The sequence below is a fragment of the Ignavibacterium sp. genome (assembly GCA_032027145.1).
Lineage (GTDB): Bacteria > Bacteroidota > Ignavibacteria > Ignavibacteriales > Ignavibacteriaceae > IGN3.
Genome location: JAVSMP010000001.1, coordinates 1,462,285 through 1,479,775, shown reverse-complemented (window position 1 = coordinate 1,479,775; position 17,491 = coordinate 1,462,285). Strand labels below are relative to the sequence as shown.

16 protein-coding genes are annotated in these 17,491 nt (G+C 32.5%); 12 read left to right on the top strand and 4 right to left on the bottom strand.

Annotated features, from left to right (window positions below; translation table 11 throughout):
• The first annotated feature begins 16 nt into the window (after positions 1–16).
• From ROY99_06065 to ROY99_06020, 10 genes are all read left to right on the top strand, one after another.
• On the top strand, positions 17–988 hold the full coding sequence (locus ROY99_06065; GenBank protein ID MDT3695940.1) for a PfkB family carbohydrate kinase: 972 nt from the start codon (positions 17–19) through the stop codon (positions 986–988).
• Complete coding sequence (locus ROY99_06060; GenBank protein MDT3695939.1) at positions 966–2,732, top strand: BamA/TamA family outer membrane protein; 1,767 nt, start codon at positions 966–968, stop codon at positions 2,730–2,732. Before ROY99_06065 ends, ROY99_06060 begins: the two co-directional genes overlap by 23 nt.
• A gap of 264 nt (positions 2,733–2,996) precedes the next feature.
• The gene (locus ROY99_06055; GenBank protein MDT3695938.1) at positions 2,997–3,833 is read left to right on the top strand and encodes a geranylgeranylglycerol-phosphate geranylgeranyltransferase; all 837 of its coding nucleotides are present in this window, start codon (positions 2,997–2,999) and stop codon (positions 3,831–3,833) included.
• A complete protein-coding gene (locus ROY99_06050; protein MDT3695937.1) occupies positions 3,830–4,459 on the top strand; it encodes a ribonuclease HII in 630 nt (209 codons plus the stop codon). Before ROY99_06055 ends, ROY99_06050 begins: the two co-directional genes overlap by 4 nt.
• Positions 4,456–4,821 carry a YraN family protein gene (locus ROY99_06045; GenBank protein MDT3695936.1) on the top strand — a complete coding sequence of 122 codons (366 nt, stop codon included), beginning with the start codon at positions 4,456–4,458 and terminating at the stop codon, positions 4,819–4,821. The genes ROY99_06050 and ROY99_06045 overlap by 4 nt, the downstream gene beginning before the upstream one ends.
• Positions 4,822–4,928: 107 nt before the next feature.
• A complete protein-coding gene (locus ROY99_06040; protein ID MDT3695935.1) occupies positions 4,929–5,735 on the top strand; it encodes an ABC transporter permease in 807 nt (268 codons plus the stop codon).
• 9 nt (positions 5,736–5,744) lie between these two features.
• Positions 5,745–6,503, top strand: coding sequence for an ABC transporter ATP-binding protein (locus ROY99_06035; GenBank protein ID MDT3695934.1), 759 nt, complete (start codon positions 5,745–5,747; stop codon positions 6,501–6,503).
• A complete protein-coding gene (locus ROY99_06030; GenBank protein MDT3695933.1) occupies positions 6,503–7,531 on the top strand; it encodes an MlaD family protein in 1,029 nt (342 codons plus the stop codon). The genes ROY99_06035 and ROY99_06030 overlap by 1 nt, the downstream gene beginning before the upstream one ends.
• A 72-nt stretch (positions 7,532–7,603) precedes the next feature.
• Positions 7,604–10,381, top strand: a complete 2,778-nt coding sequence (gene uvrA / locus ROY99_06025; protein ID MDT3695932.1) for an excinuclease ABC subunit UvrA — start codon at positions 7,604–7,606, stop codon at positions 10,379–10,381.
• Positions 10,382–10,477: 96 nt separating this feature from the next.
• Positions 10,478–11,917, top strand: coding sequence for a polysaccharide deacetylase family protein (locus ROY99_06020; protein MDT3695931.1), 1,440 nt, complete (start codon positions 10,478–10,480; stop codon positions 11,915–11,917).
• Between the two features lies 1 nt (position 11,918).
• Here ROY99_06020 and ROY99_06015 read toward each other — a convergent pair whose 3' ends face one another.
• The 4 genes from ROY99_06015 to bshA are packed head-to-tail and all read right to left on the bottom strand — an operon-like array spanning position 11,919 to position 15,328.
• Positions 11,919–13,352: an RsmB/NOP family class I SAM-dependent RNA methyltransferase gene (locus ROY99_06015; GenBank protein MDT3695930.1), complete on the bottom strand. Its 1,434-nt coding sequence runs from the start codon at positions 13,350–13,352 to the stop codon at positions 11,919–11,921.
• Positions 13,352–13,780: a hypothetical protein gene (locus ROY99_06010; protein ID MDT3695929.1), complete on the bottom strand. Its 429-nt coding sequence runs from the start codon at positions 13,778–13,780 to the stop codon at positions 13,352–13,354. The genes ROY99_06015 and ROY99_06010 overlap by 1 nt, the downstream gene beginning before the upstream one ends.
• Positions 13,777–14,199, bottom strand: coding sequence for a nucleoside 2-deoxyribosyltransferase (locus ROY99_06005; GenBank protein MDT3695928.1), 423 nt, complete (start codon positions 14,197–14,199; stop codon positions 13,777–13,779). The genes ROY99_06010 and ROY99_06005 overlap by 4 nt, the downstream gene beginning before the upstream one ends.
• 1 nt (position 14,200) lies before the next feature.
• Positions 14,201–15,328, bottom strand: coding sequence for an N-acetyl-alpha-D-glucosaminyl L-malate synthase BshA (bshA, locus tag ROY99_06000; protein MDT3695927.1), 1,128 nt, complete (start codon positions 15,326–15,328; stop codon positions 14,201–14,203).
• A gap of 124 nt (positions 15,329–15,452) precedes the next feature.
• Here bshA and ROY99_05995 point away from each other — a divergent pair, with 124 nt between their 5' ends.
• Complete coding sequence (locus ROY99_05995) at positions 15,453–16,304, top strand: PfkB family carbohydrate kinase (GenBank protein MDT3695926.1); 852 nt, start codon at positions 15,453–15,455, stop codon at positions 16,302–16,304.
• A 6-nt stretch (positions 16,305–16,310) separates the two neighbouring features.
• Positions 16,311–17,225, top strand: a complete 915-nt coding sequence (gene rfbD, locus ROY99_05990) for a dTDP-4-dehydrorhamnose reductase (protein MDT3695925.1) — start codon at positions 16,311–16,313, stop codon at positions 17,223–17,225.
• Positions 17,226–17,491 lie beyond the last annotated feature (266 nt).

Below are 17,491 nucleotides of genomic sequence, written 5' to 3'. Positions count from 1 at the left end.
TCCTTGGTTTTTCATTATGATATTGATTGTAACACTAAACCCGCTGCTTGAGAGACGATTTTTATTTAATAAAATTAATTTTGGTTCAATTAATCATTGTAATTCCAGTTCTACTGCACTTGGCGGCAAAGGTTTAAATGTAAGCCGTCAGTTAAAAATATTCGGAGTCAATTCATTTAACTTCTTCTTTTCCGGCGGTACTAATGGGAAATTATTCAGAGAGATTGCAAAGGATTCCGGACTTGAGTTTACATACATCCAGACAAAATCAGAAACAAGACATGCGGCTGTAATCATCGCAGAAAAAGAAAAACAGGTCTCTACTTTCTTTTCACAAAATCCTGAAATTACAGAAGCAGAAGCTGATGAATTCAAATCGAAGCTTGATAAGATGATTCAGAATTGTGAAGTAGTGGTGTTTTCAGGAAGTTCACCTTGTAAATCTACTGATTCAATTATTCCGTTTGGAATAAAGCTTGCAAATAAATATGATAAAATCTCCGTTTGTGATACCTATGGTTCACATTTAAATGATTGTATTGAAGCTTCACCAACTATGCTCCATAATAATTTTAATGAGATAAAAACCAGTCTTAATATTAATCTTCAAACTGAAAATGATGTCCGTAAGTTTTTGACTTATTGCAATGATAAAAACATTAAGAGAACTTTCTTAACAAATGGTGATAAAGAATTCTATGCATCAAATTTTGATTATCATTATAAAATACAGCCAATAAAAATCTCTGAATCAGATTCGACAGGATGCGGTGATTGCTTTGTTGCCGGACTTGTTTTTAACTGGATAAGATCGGAAGTTTTTGAGGAAACACTAAAATTTTCAACTGCATTAGCAGGATTGAATGCATCTAAGCTAAGCGTAGCAGAAGTAGAAGTAAATGAGATAGAAAATTTTATAAATCAGGTGCACATAAGTTCAGTTGGGAAAAAAGCAAAGATAATAGATGACTCGCCTCACGAAATTTAGTTTAATATTTCTGTTGTTTCTTACTTCTTCTTTACAATCACAAAAGTTAAACTCATTTGTAATTGATGGTAATAAAGAATTTGATGACGATACTTATTTCAAATGGTCAAAACTTTCATTAAATCAGAATTACTTTGAAGGAATAATTGATTCAGTTAAAAACAGAATCTCAACAAATTTATTAAGCAATGGTTTTTACTTTTTTGATTTCAACCGCGCAGAGGTTTTAACCCCGAATGACTCAACAAAGTTTAATATTAAAATCATTATAAGTGAAGACAGTCCAACACTTGTAAATAAAATTAATATCCAAACTGATGACTCAACATTATTAAATAAATACTATGAGCCATTCAGATTTCTTGAAGGTCAGGTATTTAATAAAAATGATATTGAAAAAATTATTGATGAAATACTTATTGATTTTGAAAATACCGGCTTTCCTTTTGCAAAAATCAAAATAAATTCAGTGCAGTTATTAAATGATTCATCTGAAGGTAAAAGATTTGCAGATATCAATTTGAAACTTGAAAGCGGCAGCATAAGTAAAATTGATAAAATTGATATTACCGGTAATACCTCAACAAAGGATTATGTAATCGTAAGAGAGCTAAGGTTGGATGATACTGAACCCTATAACCAAAAAAAAATAGAAGAATTTCCGAAAAGACTAAACCGTCTGAGATTTTTTGAACCAGTGCCTGTCCCGCAATTTTATATTAACTCTAAAAATGAGGGAGTATTAGTTTTAAATGTAAAAGAGAAAAACACAAACAACTTTGATGGAATAATCGGCTACATTCCTCCCGGAAAAAATGAGTCGAGTGGTTATGTAACCGGACTTGTAAATATATCTTTAAGAAATTTATTCGGAACAGGCAGAGGCGTATCGCTCAAATGGAATAAATATGATCGTAATTCTCAGGAACTTGATTTAAGGTATTTAGAACCCTGGCTGTTAAATTTTCCTGTAAATATAAATGCCGGTTTATATCAGAGGATACAGGATTCAACTTATGTCCAAAGAAGAATTGAGGGTTCTATTGATTATCTGGCAACTGAAAACATTTCTGCCGGTCTGGTTATCAGCACAGAAAGTGTTGTTCCTACTGTAAGAACAATACCTGTTTTCACAATATTTAATTCATCTTATCTAACTACAGGTGCAAATCTTAAAATAGATACCAGAGATGATCCGTATTCGCCAACCGAAGGGCTTATGTTCATCAATACTTACTCCTATACCAGAAAAAAAATTAACGGTCCGGCTGAATACATTACTGCTACAACTAATACATCAGTTGATCTGCAAAGATTTGCAGTAAGTTTTTATTTCTTCTACGAATTATTTTCAAAACAAGTTATTGCAGTTGGTGTTAATGGTAAAGAATTAAGAACTTCAAGCTTTGAGAACAGCGATCTGTTTAGATTAGGAGGCACTAACACTTTAAGAGGATACAGAGAAGATCAGTTTTTGGGTTCAAGAATTTTTTGGTCTAATCTGGAATACCGGGCGCTATTTACCAGAAGATCTTACGGCTTTTTATTTTTTGATACCGGATACTATTTAAGACCTGAACAAGCAGATAAAAATATCAGTAAACAAGAAGATTTTCTTTATGGTTTTGGATTAGGATTAAATATTGAAACAGGACTTGGTGTGCTTAGGGTAAGTTATGCATTAGGAAAAGATGATTCATTCAGTGATGGCAAAATCCATTTTGGAATTTTAAATGAATTCTAATTCGTACATCAAAAAAATTATTACCCGACTATTCTCAATCAAATTACTTTAAGTCTTAGCCTTACTCTACTTTAAAAACATTTCTTACAAATAGTGCGATTGATAAACAGAAGATTGATTAATCTGTTTACATCAGTTTAATCTGTTCAATCCGCGTTCCATTTTACTATAAATAATTCAAGTATTTGAAATAAATTACTCATTTATTTCTATATCATTACTGCTTCAATTAATTTGTAACAGTAATATAATTTTTTAATGACAGTGTTAAAGAAATTTTCGGCATATATTAAAATTACCCGGCTGTTTAATGCTGCAATTACTTTTTGTGTTGTAGTGGTCTCAATGCTAATTTCTCAGGAAAATCCAGCAGAAATAAGTTTGATATTACTCGCATCACTTGCGGCTGCTTTAACTGCCGCAGCAGGAAATGTAATTAATGATTTATTTGATATTGAGACTGATAAAACAGCACACCCAGATAGAGTATTAATTACGGGCAGACTTACAAAAACAGAAGCAAAGTTTGAATACTTTCTTTTAAACACAATTGCGGCAATAATAGCTGCTTATCTATCACTATCATCTTTTTTAATAGTACTGTTTTCAATTTCTTTACTTTACATCTATTCTGCTTATCTTAAAAAAATACTTCTTGTTGGAAATATTACTGTAGCTATATTAACCGGATTAGCATTTATTTACGGAGGTTTTGTAGTTAAAAATCCTGAGGCTGCTGTCATTCCGGCTCTTTTTGCATTTTTCATCAATCTAATTAGAGAAATAGTTAAAGATATTCAGGATATTGATGGCGATGAAAAACAAAATATTATTACTTTTCCAATAAGATATGGTATTCAATCAGCGAAAAAATTAGCCACTATACTGATTATTATCTTAATTGCATTTACTTTTTATCCCTTTGTTTTTCAGATATATAAAATTGAATTTTTTGTAATTGTGATGATATTTGTAAATCCGGTTTTTGTGGTATGTATAAAAAATCTTTTGCAAAAAAAAGCAACAGATATTGCATTAACCAGTAACTTATTAAAATTAAATATGGTCATCGGATTGACAGCAATTTATTTAGGTAATTGAAGAACTTTGACAATAAATATTTACTGAATTCAAAAACAATTCTGGCAGGAACAGATGAAGCAGGAAGAGGACCGCTTGCAGGACCGGTAGTAGCTGCTGCCGTTATTCTGCCAAAAGATTTTTATGATGACAGAATTAATGATTCTAAAAAACTTAATGAGTCATTACGTGATGAATTGTTTGATGTAATAAAAAGGAATTCCATTTCGTATTCTTATACAGTTATTCAAAATAAAAAAATAGATGAGATAAATATCTTAAATGCTTCACTGCTTGCAATGAAACGATCAGTTGAAAAGCTGAAACATAAACCTGATGTGGTTTTAGTTGATGGTAATAAAATTTTTAAATCGGATGCAGAAATTATTCCAATTGTTAAAGGAGATTCAAAATCTTTATCAATTGCCTCGGCATCAATAATTGCAAAAGTAATAAGAGACAGAATTATGATTAAACTTGCTTCAAAGTATCCCGAGTATGGATGGGAAAACAATAAAGGTTATCCAACAAAGTATCATATCAGTGCAATTCTTAACTATGGCGCCTGCAATCTGCATAGAAAGACTTTTTTAAAAAAGATTTATGAAAATAATTACCAAACAACGTTTGACTTTGATCTGAAATGACTAAAAAAAGTAAAAAGGATTTTGGTAAAGAAGGTGAAGAGATAGCAGCAAAATATCTGTTAGAAAAAGGTTTTGAAATATTAAAGCGGAATTACCAATTCAGTCATGGTGAAATTGATATTATTGCAATGGACGGAGAAACCCTTGTTTTCATTGAAGTAAAAACAAGAAAGACTCTTGAGTATGGTGAGCCAGAATATGCAATTACCAAAAAGAAAATCCAGCAGATTAAAAAAGTTGCAGAATTATATCTCTTTGATAATGAAATAGAAGAGGCTGACTGCAGATTTGATGTTATTGCGATTATACTTGGTTCAGAAAATAATCCGCAAATCACACATTACGAAAATGCTTTTATGTAAGCTTTTGATGTTTTGCACACTATCATTATTGCCCTAAAAACTTTTCAGGAATTTGTTTAGTTTGGTATATGAAAATCAAGAATTAATTGATACAATCCATAACTCTAATGACAGACTCAAAAAATAAAACAACAAGAAAAAGCGCATTTGATAAAAAGCTTAATGATTTTTTTATCATGATTGCCGGCTTGTGGCAATTCCAATGGGAGTTTGTTAAACAGATTTTTGTTCCGCCTTATGAAGTTGAGCAAATCAGAAAACATATGGATGAACTTGGAATTAAAACTTTGCCTATTGTTAGTGTTACAGGATTTATAATCGGGCTGGTAATCACTATGCAAATGCATCCTGTAATGGTCAGGTTCGGTGCTGAGGCATTTCTCCCCGGCGCTGTTGGGATTTCTATTGTGAGAGAACTTGCACCGGTTATTACTGCATTAATTTTTGCGGGCAGAGTAAGCTCAGGAATCGGAGCAGAATTAGGTTCGATGAGAGTTACAGAGCAGATTGATGCAATGGAAGTTTCAGGTGTTAACCCTTATAAATACCTGGTTGTAACAAGAGTTTTTGCATGCACTTTTATTTTACCAATTTTAACTGTGTATGTTATATTTATAGCTTTCTTAGGCGCTTATATTGCTGTCGTTCTTGTGCAGAATATGACTTATCAATACTTCATTGATTCAGTTATTAAATCAGTTACATTTGGCGATGCAATACCCGGTGTGTTAAAGACTTTTGCATTTGGATTTATTGTAGGAATTGTCGGTTCATATAAAGGTTATACAGCAACTAACGGAACTGAAGGTGTTGGTAAAGCAGCAACTACTGCCGTTGTTGTTTCGTCTTTAATGATTTTAATTTTTGATATGGTTCTGGTTAAAATTACATTGTGGCTATGGCCGACAGTTTAATCGTTTATTATGAATAAAGTTGTTGAAATAAAAAATCTTTCTAAATCATTCGATTCACTTAGTGTCCTTCGAAATGTGTCTTTGACAGTTGAAGAAGGTGAAAATATGGTTGTATTTGGACAAAGCGGAACCGGAAAAAGTGTTTTGTTAAAATGTATTGTAAGATTGATGGAACCGGATTCCGGTGAAATTTTTATTGACAGTAAAGATGTTCTTGCAATGGATCTGAAACAGCTTAATGATCTGAGGAAGGATTTTGGATTTTTATTTCAGGGAGCCGCACTTTATGACTCAATGACGGTTAGAGAGAATTTGGAATTTCCATTGATAAGGCATTTTAATTTTACACCCGAAGAAAGATTAGAAAAAGTTAAATCAGTTTTGGAAAAAGTTTCACTTGAAGAAGCTATTGATAAAATGCCTTCGGAACTTTCAGGCGGAATGAAAAAAAGGATCGGACTGGCGAGAGCAATAATAATAGATCCTAAGTTGATGTTTTATGATGAACCAACTACTGGTCTTGATCCAATTACATCAAAAGAAATTAGTTTACTTATTCTTGAGTTACAAAAATCTTTAAAGATGACTTCAATAATTGTAACACACGATTTGCTTTGTGCAGAAATTATTGCTGACAGAGCCATTATGCTTAACGACGGAGTTATAATGAAAGAAGGAAGTATTGCAGATTTAAAGTCATCACAAGATCCATTTTTAAGAAATTTCTTTAGTAATGAAATTATACAAGAGCATAACAGGAGAAATTAATGTTTAAAAATCTTGCAAATGCAAAGCTTGGAATTTTTATCTTTTTAGGAAGCGCCTTGTTAGTTGTTTTAATCTTCCTTTTAGGTAATAAAGGTCAGCTTTTTTCATCAACATTTACAATAAAGGCTTACTTTAAAAATACTGAAGGTTTACGGAATGGCGCATCGGTAAGATTCGGGGGTATTGATGTTGGTGCAGTTAAAAGTATAAATATTGTAAGCGGTACAAGCGGCAGAGTAGAAGTTTCAATGCGAATAAAAGAAGAGATCAAAAGATTTATAAAAACAGATTCGCAGGCAAGTATTGAAACTGAGGGACTTGTTGGTAATAAAGTTGTTGTAATAACAATGGGCTCAGAAAAAGCAGGTGAAATAAAGGATGAAGGTACAATTCTTTCTAAAGAGCCTTTAAGTTTTGCTGATATTATCGGAGAAACTCAGGGAATTATGGCTTATACAAAAGATATGACAAAAAATCTGGCTGAGATAGTTTATAAAGTTAATCAGGGAGATGGAACCCTTGGTAAAATTATTAATGATGATGAACTTTATTCTGTTGCTTCCGAACTTACTAAGTCAGCTGATAAAAGCCTCGTTTCTTTGACTAATGAATTGAAAGGTGTCGTTTCTCTTTTTGATGAACTTGGTAAAGGTGTTTCTGATGTTGTTACTAATGTTAATACTCTGGTAGCACGGTTGGATACTGTTCTGGTCGGTGTTTCAGAAGGTAAAGGATTACTTGGTTCACTTGTATCGGATAAAGGGAAAGAAGGAAAAACACTAAATCAAATTCTTAATAACCTTGTTACAGTTAGCGAAGATGCTAAAACTTCAGCTTCAAGACTTGCTGAAAATATGGAAGCCTTAAAACATAATTGGCTGTTTAAAAGCTATTTTGAGGAACGCGGATACTGGGATAAAGAAGAATATGAAAAGGTTCTTGACGAAAAGATAATTGAACTAAATGAAAAAATTAAAATTCTTGATGATAAAATTTTAGAGCTTAAAGCTCTGGAGAATAATAAATAATTGCCGGGTGTATTTATTCTGAATTTAATAACTGAATAATAACAGTAACTCCTGCGTCTTAACCAAATCATTATGCCAAACTCTAAATCAGTAAAAGAAAAGAAAATAATTGTTAAAGGTGCACGCGAGCACAATTTAAAGAATCTTTCTTTCGAGATTCCAAGGAATAAACTTGTGGTTTTTACCGGAGTAAGCGGAAGCGGAAAATCATCATTGGTATTTGATACTATTTATGCAGAAGGACAAAGAAGATATGTTGAAAGTCTTTCATCCTATGCAAGACAGTTTCTCGAAAGAATGAATAAACCAGATGTAGATTTTATTCAGGGGATATCACCTGCAGTTGCAATTGAACAAAAAACCGGATCACGTAATTCAAGATCAACTGTCGGAACTACAACTGAAGTTTATGATTATCTCAGATTATTGTTCGCAAGAATTGGAAAAACTATCTGCTTTCATTGCGGCAAAGAAGTAAAGAAAGCTACTACAGGAACTGTTGCAGAGTGGCTCGAACAACAGCAGGATGGTACAAGGTTTTATCTAGCTTTTCCTATTAATGGACTCGAAGGAAGCTCTGTAAAGGATGAAATTGAATTGTTAAAGAAGCGGGGTTTTTTCAGAGTTTTCTTTAATAATACATTTGTAGATCTTAATGAAGACCAGGCGAAGCTGCCAAAGAATAAGAAAGATATTAAAGTTGTTGTTGATCGTTTTAAAATTACTAAAGGCGAGGTTAGAGAAAGATTATCTGATTCAATAGAAGTTACTTTTAAAGAAGGAAAAGACAGAATTGTAATCATTAATGCTGATACCGGTGAACAACAGGAGTTCAATAAGTTTTATGAATGCTGCGGTGTAAGATACGAAGAACCTGAGCCGAGATTTTTTTCATTTAATAATCCATTTGGTGCTTGTCCGGTTTGCCAGGGATTCAGTAAAGTTATCGGCATTGATATGAATCTGGTAATTCCAAATCCTAATCTTACTATTGCTGATGGAGCTATCGCACCTTATAAAGGTGCTAAGTATAGTTCATATTTAAGAGATTTAATTCAATGTGCACGCGATTATAAATTTCCGATTCATATTCCTTATAAGCAATTAACCGAGGAACAGCTTTTCATGATTCGAAAAGGATTTGGAAAATATAAAGGACTTGATCACTTCTTTGAAGAACTTGAAAGAAAAACTTATAAACTTCATGTAAGGGTTATGTTAAGCAGATACCGCGGTTATACATTATGCCCTGCATGCAAAGGATCCCGGTTAAGACGAGAAGCACTTCAGGTAAAAATTGATAATAAGTCTATTCACGAAGTTGTTCAGATGCCGATTGAAAAATCACTTGAATTTTTTAATAATCTAAAACTCTCGGATTACGATCTTAAAGTTGCTGAAAGAATTTTGAGTGAAATTATTAAAAGACTTACATTTCTTAATAATGTAGGCATTGGATACCTTACACTTGACCGTTACAGTAATACTCTTTCGGGTGGTGAATCCCAACGCATTAATCTTGCAACTTCTCTCGGCTCTGCTCTTGTTGGAACATTGTATGTTTTGGATGAGCCGAGTATTGGTTTACATCCCAGGGATAATTCTAAACTGATTAAAATATTGAAGGATTTGAGAGATATTGGTAATTCTATTCTGGTAGTTGAACACGATGCTGAAATGATGAAAGAAGCTGATCTTATTTTTGATATGGGTCCTAAAGCTGGAATTGAGGGTGGTGAAATAGTTGCAATTGGTAATTACAACGAAATTATTCAAGATAAAAATTCCATTACCGGTAAATATTTAGCCGGAGAACTTTCAATACCGCTACCTGAAAAAAGAAATGAGAAGAAAACTAAATCTGTTAAAATAATCGGGGCAAAAGAAAACAATCTTAAAAATATTAATGTTGAAATCCCTTTAAACAAATTTGTTGTGATAACCGGAGTAAGTGGTTCGGGCAAGAGTACGCTAATACATGATATTTTTTATGCAGGGCTTGCAAAATATCTTGGTAACGCTCCGTCTTTTGTAGGAAAGTATGATGAAATAAAAGGCGGCGAATACATTGATGATGTTGTTATTGTTGATCAGTCTCCGATTGGCAAATCTCCAAGATCTAATCCTATCAGCTATATTAAAGCATTTGAATTAATCAGAGAATTATTTGCATCAACTCATCAGGCAAAAGCAAGAGGATATAAACCCGGTTATTTTTCTTTTAATGTTCCCGGCGGAAGATGCGAAACTTGCCAGGGTGACGGCTATATAAAAGTTGAGATGCAGTTTTTAGCTGATCTGTATCTTGAATGTGATGATTGTAACGGAACAAGATATAAGAAAGAAATAAGAGAGATTACTTATAAAGGAAAAAATCTTGTTGATGTACTGGATATGACTGTAGATGAAGCTTTGACTTTTTTTGAAGGACAGGAAAAAATTACAAGACTATTGCAAATGCTTGCAGATGTAGGATTAAATTATATAAAACTTGGTCAGCCTTCAAATACACTATCAGGCGGCGAAGCTCAAAGAATTAAATTAGCATCTTACTTAACTGCACAAAGAGATAGAAGACATTTACTTTTTATCTTCGATGAGCCAACAACGGGTCTGCATTTTCATGATATTTCCAAACTGCTTAATTGTTTTAATTTACTTTTAGAAAGAAATAATTCTGTTGTAATAATTGAACATAACCTTGATGTAATTAAATGCGCTGATTATGTAATTGACCTTGGTCCCGAAGCCGGAGATAAAGGCGGAGAAGTTGTTGCTGCCGGAACACCTGAAGAGATCGCAGAAAATATCAATTCGTGGACCGGAAAATATTTAAAGAAGTATTTGTGAATAATCACGAGCAAATATAATATTATCTGAATAATACATTCAGCTGGGTAAAATGTTTTATTAAGATGTATCTTTACATGTAAAATTTATTTTAAGATGATCAGATATTTAATAATACTTTTCTTCGCCGTATCCAGAATAATATATTCACAAGGTTATGGAGCATTAACCTTTTCTAACTATGCTGATGACAAAAAAGCTGCTTTCAGTTTAACATTTGATGATGGTTTGCTAACCCATAGCACTAATGTGAGACCGTTGTTAAACCAATATGGTTTTAAGGGCACGTTTTATGTGTTACCGCCTTATCTTGCAGAAGATAATCAGCCGTTAATCTGGAGATACGGACGTTGGAGTGATTTTCAGATGATTGCCGCCGATGGACATGAAGTTGGTTCTCATACAATGAATCATGATACACTTCCAAATCTTGATTGGGGAAATATTAATTCTCCTGGAACCTTATTATATGAATTGTATCAATCAAAAGTATTTATTGAACAGAAAATTCCTTTCCAAAAATGTATTTCACTTAATTACCCTTATACACTGCACAACTCTTTAGTTGATTCTGCTGCAAAATTATTTTATGAAAATGGCAGAACACTCGGGCAGACTGCAAACGACTCAGTTCTTTTCGGAAATGATTGGTTTAGTTTAAAAGCAAAAGTTGTTGAGTTCAGTATGCCAAGAAATTTTGTTGATGACGATCTGGATGAATTATATTCTTTTATTAATTGGTTTGGTAATGCTGTTACAAAAAAGCAATGGGGAATGATAATAATTCATGATGTTGTTCCATTCAATGAATTACAATCTTTAATTAATAACGGAATTTATGAACCGGTAACAAATGAATGGCTCGGATGGTTATGCGATTGGCTGGAAGTAAAATCATTAAACAAAGAAATATGGGTTGAAACTGTCGGAAATATTACCCGATATATAAAACAGCGCGAAGCAGCCGAATATCAGATATTAACATCTAACAGTCAATTAATTGAAATCAATGTTACCGATAATCTTGATAATGAAATTTATAATTATCCTTTAACTGCTTATGTAAAGATTCCTGAGAGCTGGCATTATGTAAGAGTTCAGCAAAACACAAAAATAGATACATTGCCAACTATATTAGAAAATTCGATCAGAAAGGTTTTATTAAATGTAATTCCGGATAAAGGAATACTAAGCATTTCACCAGTTACCTCTACTGATATAAACAATGAAGAAATATTGTTAAACGATTTTATACTTTTTCAAAATTATCCTAATCCGTTTAACCCGGCAACAAACATCCGGTATTCTTTAGGAAGCAGACAATTTGTTAGCTTAAAAGTATATGATGTGCTTGGAAAAGAAGTTGCTGTTTTAGTAAATAAATATCAGAATGCTGGCTTACATACGGTAAACTTTAATATTGACCAGTTTAATTTGAGTTCGGGAGTTTATCTATACAGACTGCAAATAGACGGGGCATCTTTAAATTTTGGGAGTAATTTTAGTCAAACAAAAAAAATGATTTATCTGAGATAAATCAGAAATCAAAACGCTGTGTTCTTTTTGTCCGCGGAAATCTGCTCTTTAAACCTTCATTTGTCATAACAGCAGTTCCAAGCATCCAGTTATTATATTTTACAACATACTGCCCTAACGGAATATCAGCATCCTTTATTTTCCATCCGGTTATATAACTATGAAGTTCGTCTTCATCTTTTAAGTGATAGATAAACTTAGATATATGTTTTTCTAAAATCTGAGCAGCTTGGGAATTAAAAGTTATACGCTCCTTCTTATCCAATGTGCCAAACTTCAAACCAATTCTATTAAACAATCCGATATTTTCATCATGCCAGTCTTTTGTTACAAAAAAAATATCCTTGCCTCTGAAAATAAATCTATAATTATCCAGCGTATTTTTATCTACTCCAAAATGTTCTGTTACATAATCCAAATATGGTTTTATTGTTCTATGGTTACTTTCAACAATTTTATAATCAGTCTGGTGAAGTGCTCCCTTCTCATTCGTATCTGTCTTATCAGTCTTTATCATTTTAACAAGGAAGAAGCCGTCAGAATCAATTTCCCAGGGCAGCACTCTGACTGCCTTTTTCAATTCAGGATTAAATTTGAAATTATCATATTCAGTAAATGCCTGATGTGTTGGTACTGGTAATTTTACTTGTTCGAGTTTAACAGGATACTTTTCAAGAATTTTATCAATAACCATTTCATTTTCTTCAACTGATAAAGTACAAGTCGAATAAACAATTTCAGCACCTGCTTTTGCCATTTTAATTGCAGAAACAAGTAATCTGATTTGAAGCTGCTGCAATCTTTGAACATGATCAAGTGACCACCACTTATTCACTTCACCTTTTTTTTGTATAATACCCAATCCGCTGCAGGGTGCATCAACTAATACTTTTGTAAAATAATTATTATAAATCTTGCTTAATACTTCACCTTTAGAATGAATAACAGAAGCATTAATTACTATCATCCTTTCCAGATTAAAGACCAGAGATTTAATCCTTTCATTATCAACTTCATTTATTATTAAAGTTCCTTTGCCATTCATAAGTTCAGCCAGTTGAGTGGATTTTGAACCCGGTGCCCCGCAAAGGTCCATAACAATATCATTATGATCAGGATTAATAACCAGCGGCGGCAGCATTGATGATAAAGATTGTATGTAATAAAATCCAAGTATATGCTCAATAGTTTTCCCGATTCTATCCTGCCCTTCAGATACTTTTAAAACATTTTCAAAATTATTTACTTGTTCTGTTTTTATCTGATATTTTTTAACGAGGATAGATGAAAGCTCATCTCTACTGATTTTGGAAGTATTTACTCTTATATATTGTGTTGGTTCCCTTTTAATAAAGACAAGATATTTATCGGCAGATTCTCTACCATAAAGAGCAGAGATGTAATTATATATTCTGTCAGAAACTTCAACAGTCATCAGTACCTGATAATATTTAATTTCTGGAAAATCTTATTTGAAACTGATAATGAATCCTTTCCTCCCGGAAATGCTTTTTTATATTCGGATATTATCATAGAAATCAAACCATCAAGATAATGATGATACTCTTTGATTGTTTGATCAATCAGGTTTTTGTCTTCAGGCAAATGGGTTATACCATTTCTGTTAACCGAGCTATAAATAAAAAATCTTGCTTCATTCAATGTTTCAGCCTGATAGATCAGAGCACCATCTGTTGTTAGCACTTGATGAGTGCCAAAAAATTCTTTTCCTAACATAAGTGTTTTAACCGGGATAGAGATTTTTATAAGATGAGCGGGATCATAAAAATCCGATGGGAATCTTTTAAGACCGTAGGATTGAATTGTAATAACAGTCTTGTCAATAAAATCTTTTTCGTTCAATTACTTCCGTTTTTGAGGATGAAATCATTAATTACTTTAGTCAAATCATCAGAGTCAGTGTATTTGGCTATAAGAAGCTTTGGATTATTGCAGCCTAATATCATCGAAGATAAATTTGGTGCCTCAGAGCTATAGACAGCCAATACATTTATCTTCTTTACAAAAAGTGAATACGCAATCTCAAATCCAACTCCAAGACTTGGACCTGAAATCTCTGCAATCATTAACTTGCTTCCTTCAAGCCATTTCATATCTCTGGCATAAATCTGTTTTGGACTGAGAGGAATGGAAGAAAGAAATTTCTTACTCATTTCAGAAAGAGCAGTATGCCCTAATGATTCGACAATTTCTACAACTTTAGAATAGTTGTCTCTATATTCTGTATTGCCTTTTATCGGACCGGCACAATAGATAATCATTTTATACACTTAATATTTTTTTGTAATGTTCCTCATACATAGGAACTATAATTGATTTATCAAACTTACTAACAGCCCGGCTGCGTGCATTTTGTGAGAATACTTCGTATTTCTTTTCGTTTGTAAGAAGATCAAGACTGTATTTAGCCATTCGATCAGTATCTCCAATTTCAGAAATAAAACCGCATTCATTATGTTTAACAAGCTCAGGCAATCCGCCAACGCTGGAGCTGATTACAGGTAAACCACAAGCCATTGCTTCAAGAGCTGCTAAACCAAAACTTTCTGATTGTGATGGGATTAAAAATAAATCGGATGAACTTAAGATTTCAACCAAACCATCCTGTTTGCCAAGAAACTTAACATTATCAGTAAGATTTAATTCTCTTACAAGTCTTTCACATTCAAATCTGTCTGGTCCATCGCCAACCAATAACAACTTAGATGGTATTTCTTTTTGTACTGAATTAAAAATTTTTATAACATCATTGACCCGCTTAACTACTCTGAAGTTGGAAGTGTGAACTAAAATCTTTTCATTGTGAGGTGCAATCCGCTTTCTAAATGAGCAATCATCAATAGATACTTTTTTAAATATTTCAGTATCTACAAAATTCGGAATTATATCTATTTCTTTTTCTATATAATAATTAGTCTGAGTTTTTTCTTTAAGAAACCGCGATACAGCAGTTACACCATCACTCTGCTCAATACTAAATTTAACTAAAGGCAAAAAAGAAGGTTCTAATCCTACCAAAGTAATATCAGTTCCGTGCAATGTTGTAGTAACTTTTAATTTTTTGTTCTTAACAATTTGTTTAGCTAAAAAAGCAGAGATGGCATGAGGAATTGCATAATGAACATGTAATAAATCCAGTTTTTCAAACTCAGCTACTTCACACATTTTGCTGGCAAGTGAAAGAGCATAAAATGGAAATTCGAACAATGGATAGCTGGTTGTATCAACCTCGTGGAAAAATATATTATCAATGTATTTTGTTAATCGGAATGGAAGAGCATAACTAATAAAATGAACCTCATGACCACGCAATGCAAGTTCTTTACCAAGCTCTGTAGCAATAACTCCACTGCCGCCGTATGTAGGATAACAGGTAATTCCTATTTTCATTTCTATATTTCAGTTTATTGACTTCAAATATATAGGATTTTGATTGAAATTAGAAGAAATACTGACAGTTGTTTTGCACCTGTGATTCAGATTGATTAAAATCAATAGTAACTTTGATTATTAAATGAACAAAAAAATGAGATTACTGGTTATTGGACATTCAGTATTTGATGTTATTGAAGATGGCTTTTCTATAAGAAAAAGCCCTGGTGGAATTTTCTATACCATCTATGCCTTGAATAAAATTAAAAACACAGAGGATGAAATATTTTTGTGTTCTTGCTTTGATGATGAAACTTTTCATTATTTTGAAAGCGAATTTGACAAGGTAAACATTTCTTTATTAAACAAGATTGAAAAGATTTCAAGAGTAAACCTGAAACATCTGCCAGGTAAAGAAAGAAATGAAAAATATGAAAATATAAATCAACCCTTAAATATCACCTTATCCGATTACAACAGCTTTGATGGTATTTTAATAAATATGATTACAGGTTTTGATATTACTCTTGATCAGCTAAAAGATATCCGCAAGAAATTTTACGGAACAATATTTATGGATGTTCACACTTTATCAAGAGGACTTGATGAAAACCAATCAAGAAACTTCAGACTAATTCCAGAATTTGAAAATTGGGCTAAGTGTTTAGATGTTGTTCAAGTCAATCAAAAAGAAGTTTTTACTCTGCTTCCTTTAGATTCTGAAATAGATATTGCTATTAAGTTGCTTGATATTGGAGTAAAAGTTTTATGTGTTACCAAAGGTAGTTATGGGGCAAAAGTTTACATTAAAAATAATGAAGAAGCTGTTTCGTTTTTTATTGCAGCTAATAAATTAGAGCAGGTGCTGTCAGTTGGCTGCGGCGATGTTTTTGGGTCAGCTTTCTTTTATAATTATATTAGAAACAACGATGTTCGCCTTTCCTTACAACAGGCGATTTATAATTCGGAGTTATTTGTTGCAGCTAAGTTTTGAGTACTAATGATCTTAAAGGATTTTATAAAGAGAAGAATAATTATAACTGGCGCTAATGGAATGCTCGGGCAGCGATTATTTGAGTTTTATTCCACACTTAAAGATGTCGAACTGCTGGCATCATCAATCGAAAGTGATTTTGTATTTAAAAACCAGAATTATATTCAGGCAGATATCACTAACAGAAATGAGCTGAAAAAAATTATTTATGATTTTTGCCCTGATTTTATCATCAATGCAGCAGCTTATACAAATGTTGATAAGTCTGAATCTGAAAGAGAAACTGCCTGGAAGATTAATGTTAAAGGCGTTGAGTATATAACCGAAACCGCAAGAGTTCTTGATTCACATATCATTCACATTTCTTCCGATTATATTTTTGATGGGAAAAATGGTCCTTATACCGAAAATGATACTCCAAATCCGCTTGGATATTACGGCAGAACTAAATTAGCAAGCGAAAATGTTTTAAAAATCAGCGGAACTAAAAACACTATTCTAAGAACTAATGTACTGTATGGTACTGCGAAACACAGCCGCTCAGATTTTGTAAAATGGGTAGTAGAATCTGTAAGAGCAGGAAAAGAAATAAGAATTGTTGATGACCAGATTAATAATCCAACTTTTATTGATGATTTGGTTCAGGCAATAAACAAAGTTATTGAATTACGTAAAGAGGGAATTTATAACATAGGCGGAAGCGAAGTTTTATCCAGATACGATTTTACAATGATAATTGCAGAGTTTTTTAATCTGGATAAACATCTTATCAAAAAAATTCAAACTGAAGCTCTTAATCAGCCTGCACGAAGACCGCTTAAGTCAGGGCTAATAACAATAAAAGCGCAGAGTGAATTAGGCTATAAACCTCACTCAATAATTCAATCTCTGGAATTAATGAAAAGAGAACTTGGATTGTAAAGTGATTATCAATTCTATTTTGCAAAAAAATTTTAAAGTAAACTAATGATTGAAAAATATAATACTTTCATCTTTGATCTTGACGGAACTATTTATCGGGGCAGCGAAATAATCCCCGGTGCAGATAAAACAATAAATAAACTTAAGCAGCTCGGTAAAAAAATACTTTTCATATCAAACAAAACAACCGGAACAATTGAAGAGTACTTTCAGTTCCTAAAAAGCTGGGGACTAAATATTGATAAAGATGAAATTATTAATTCAAC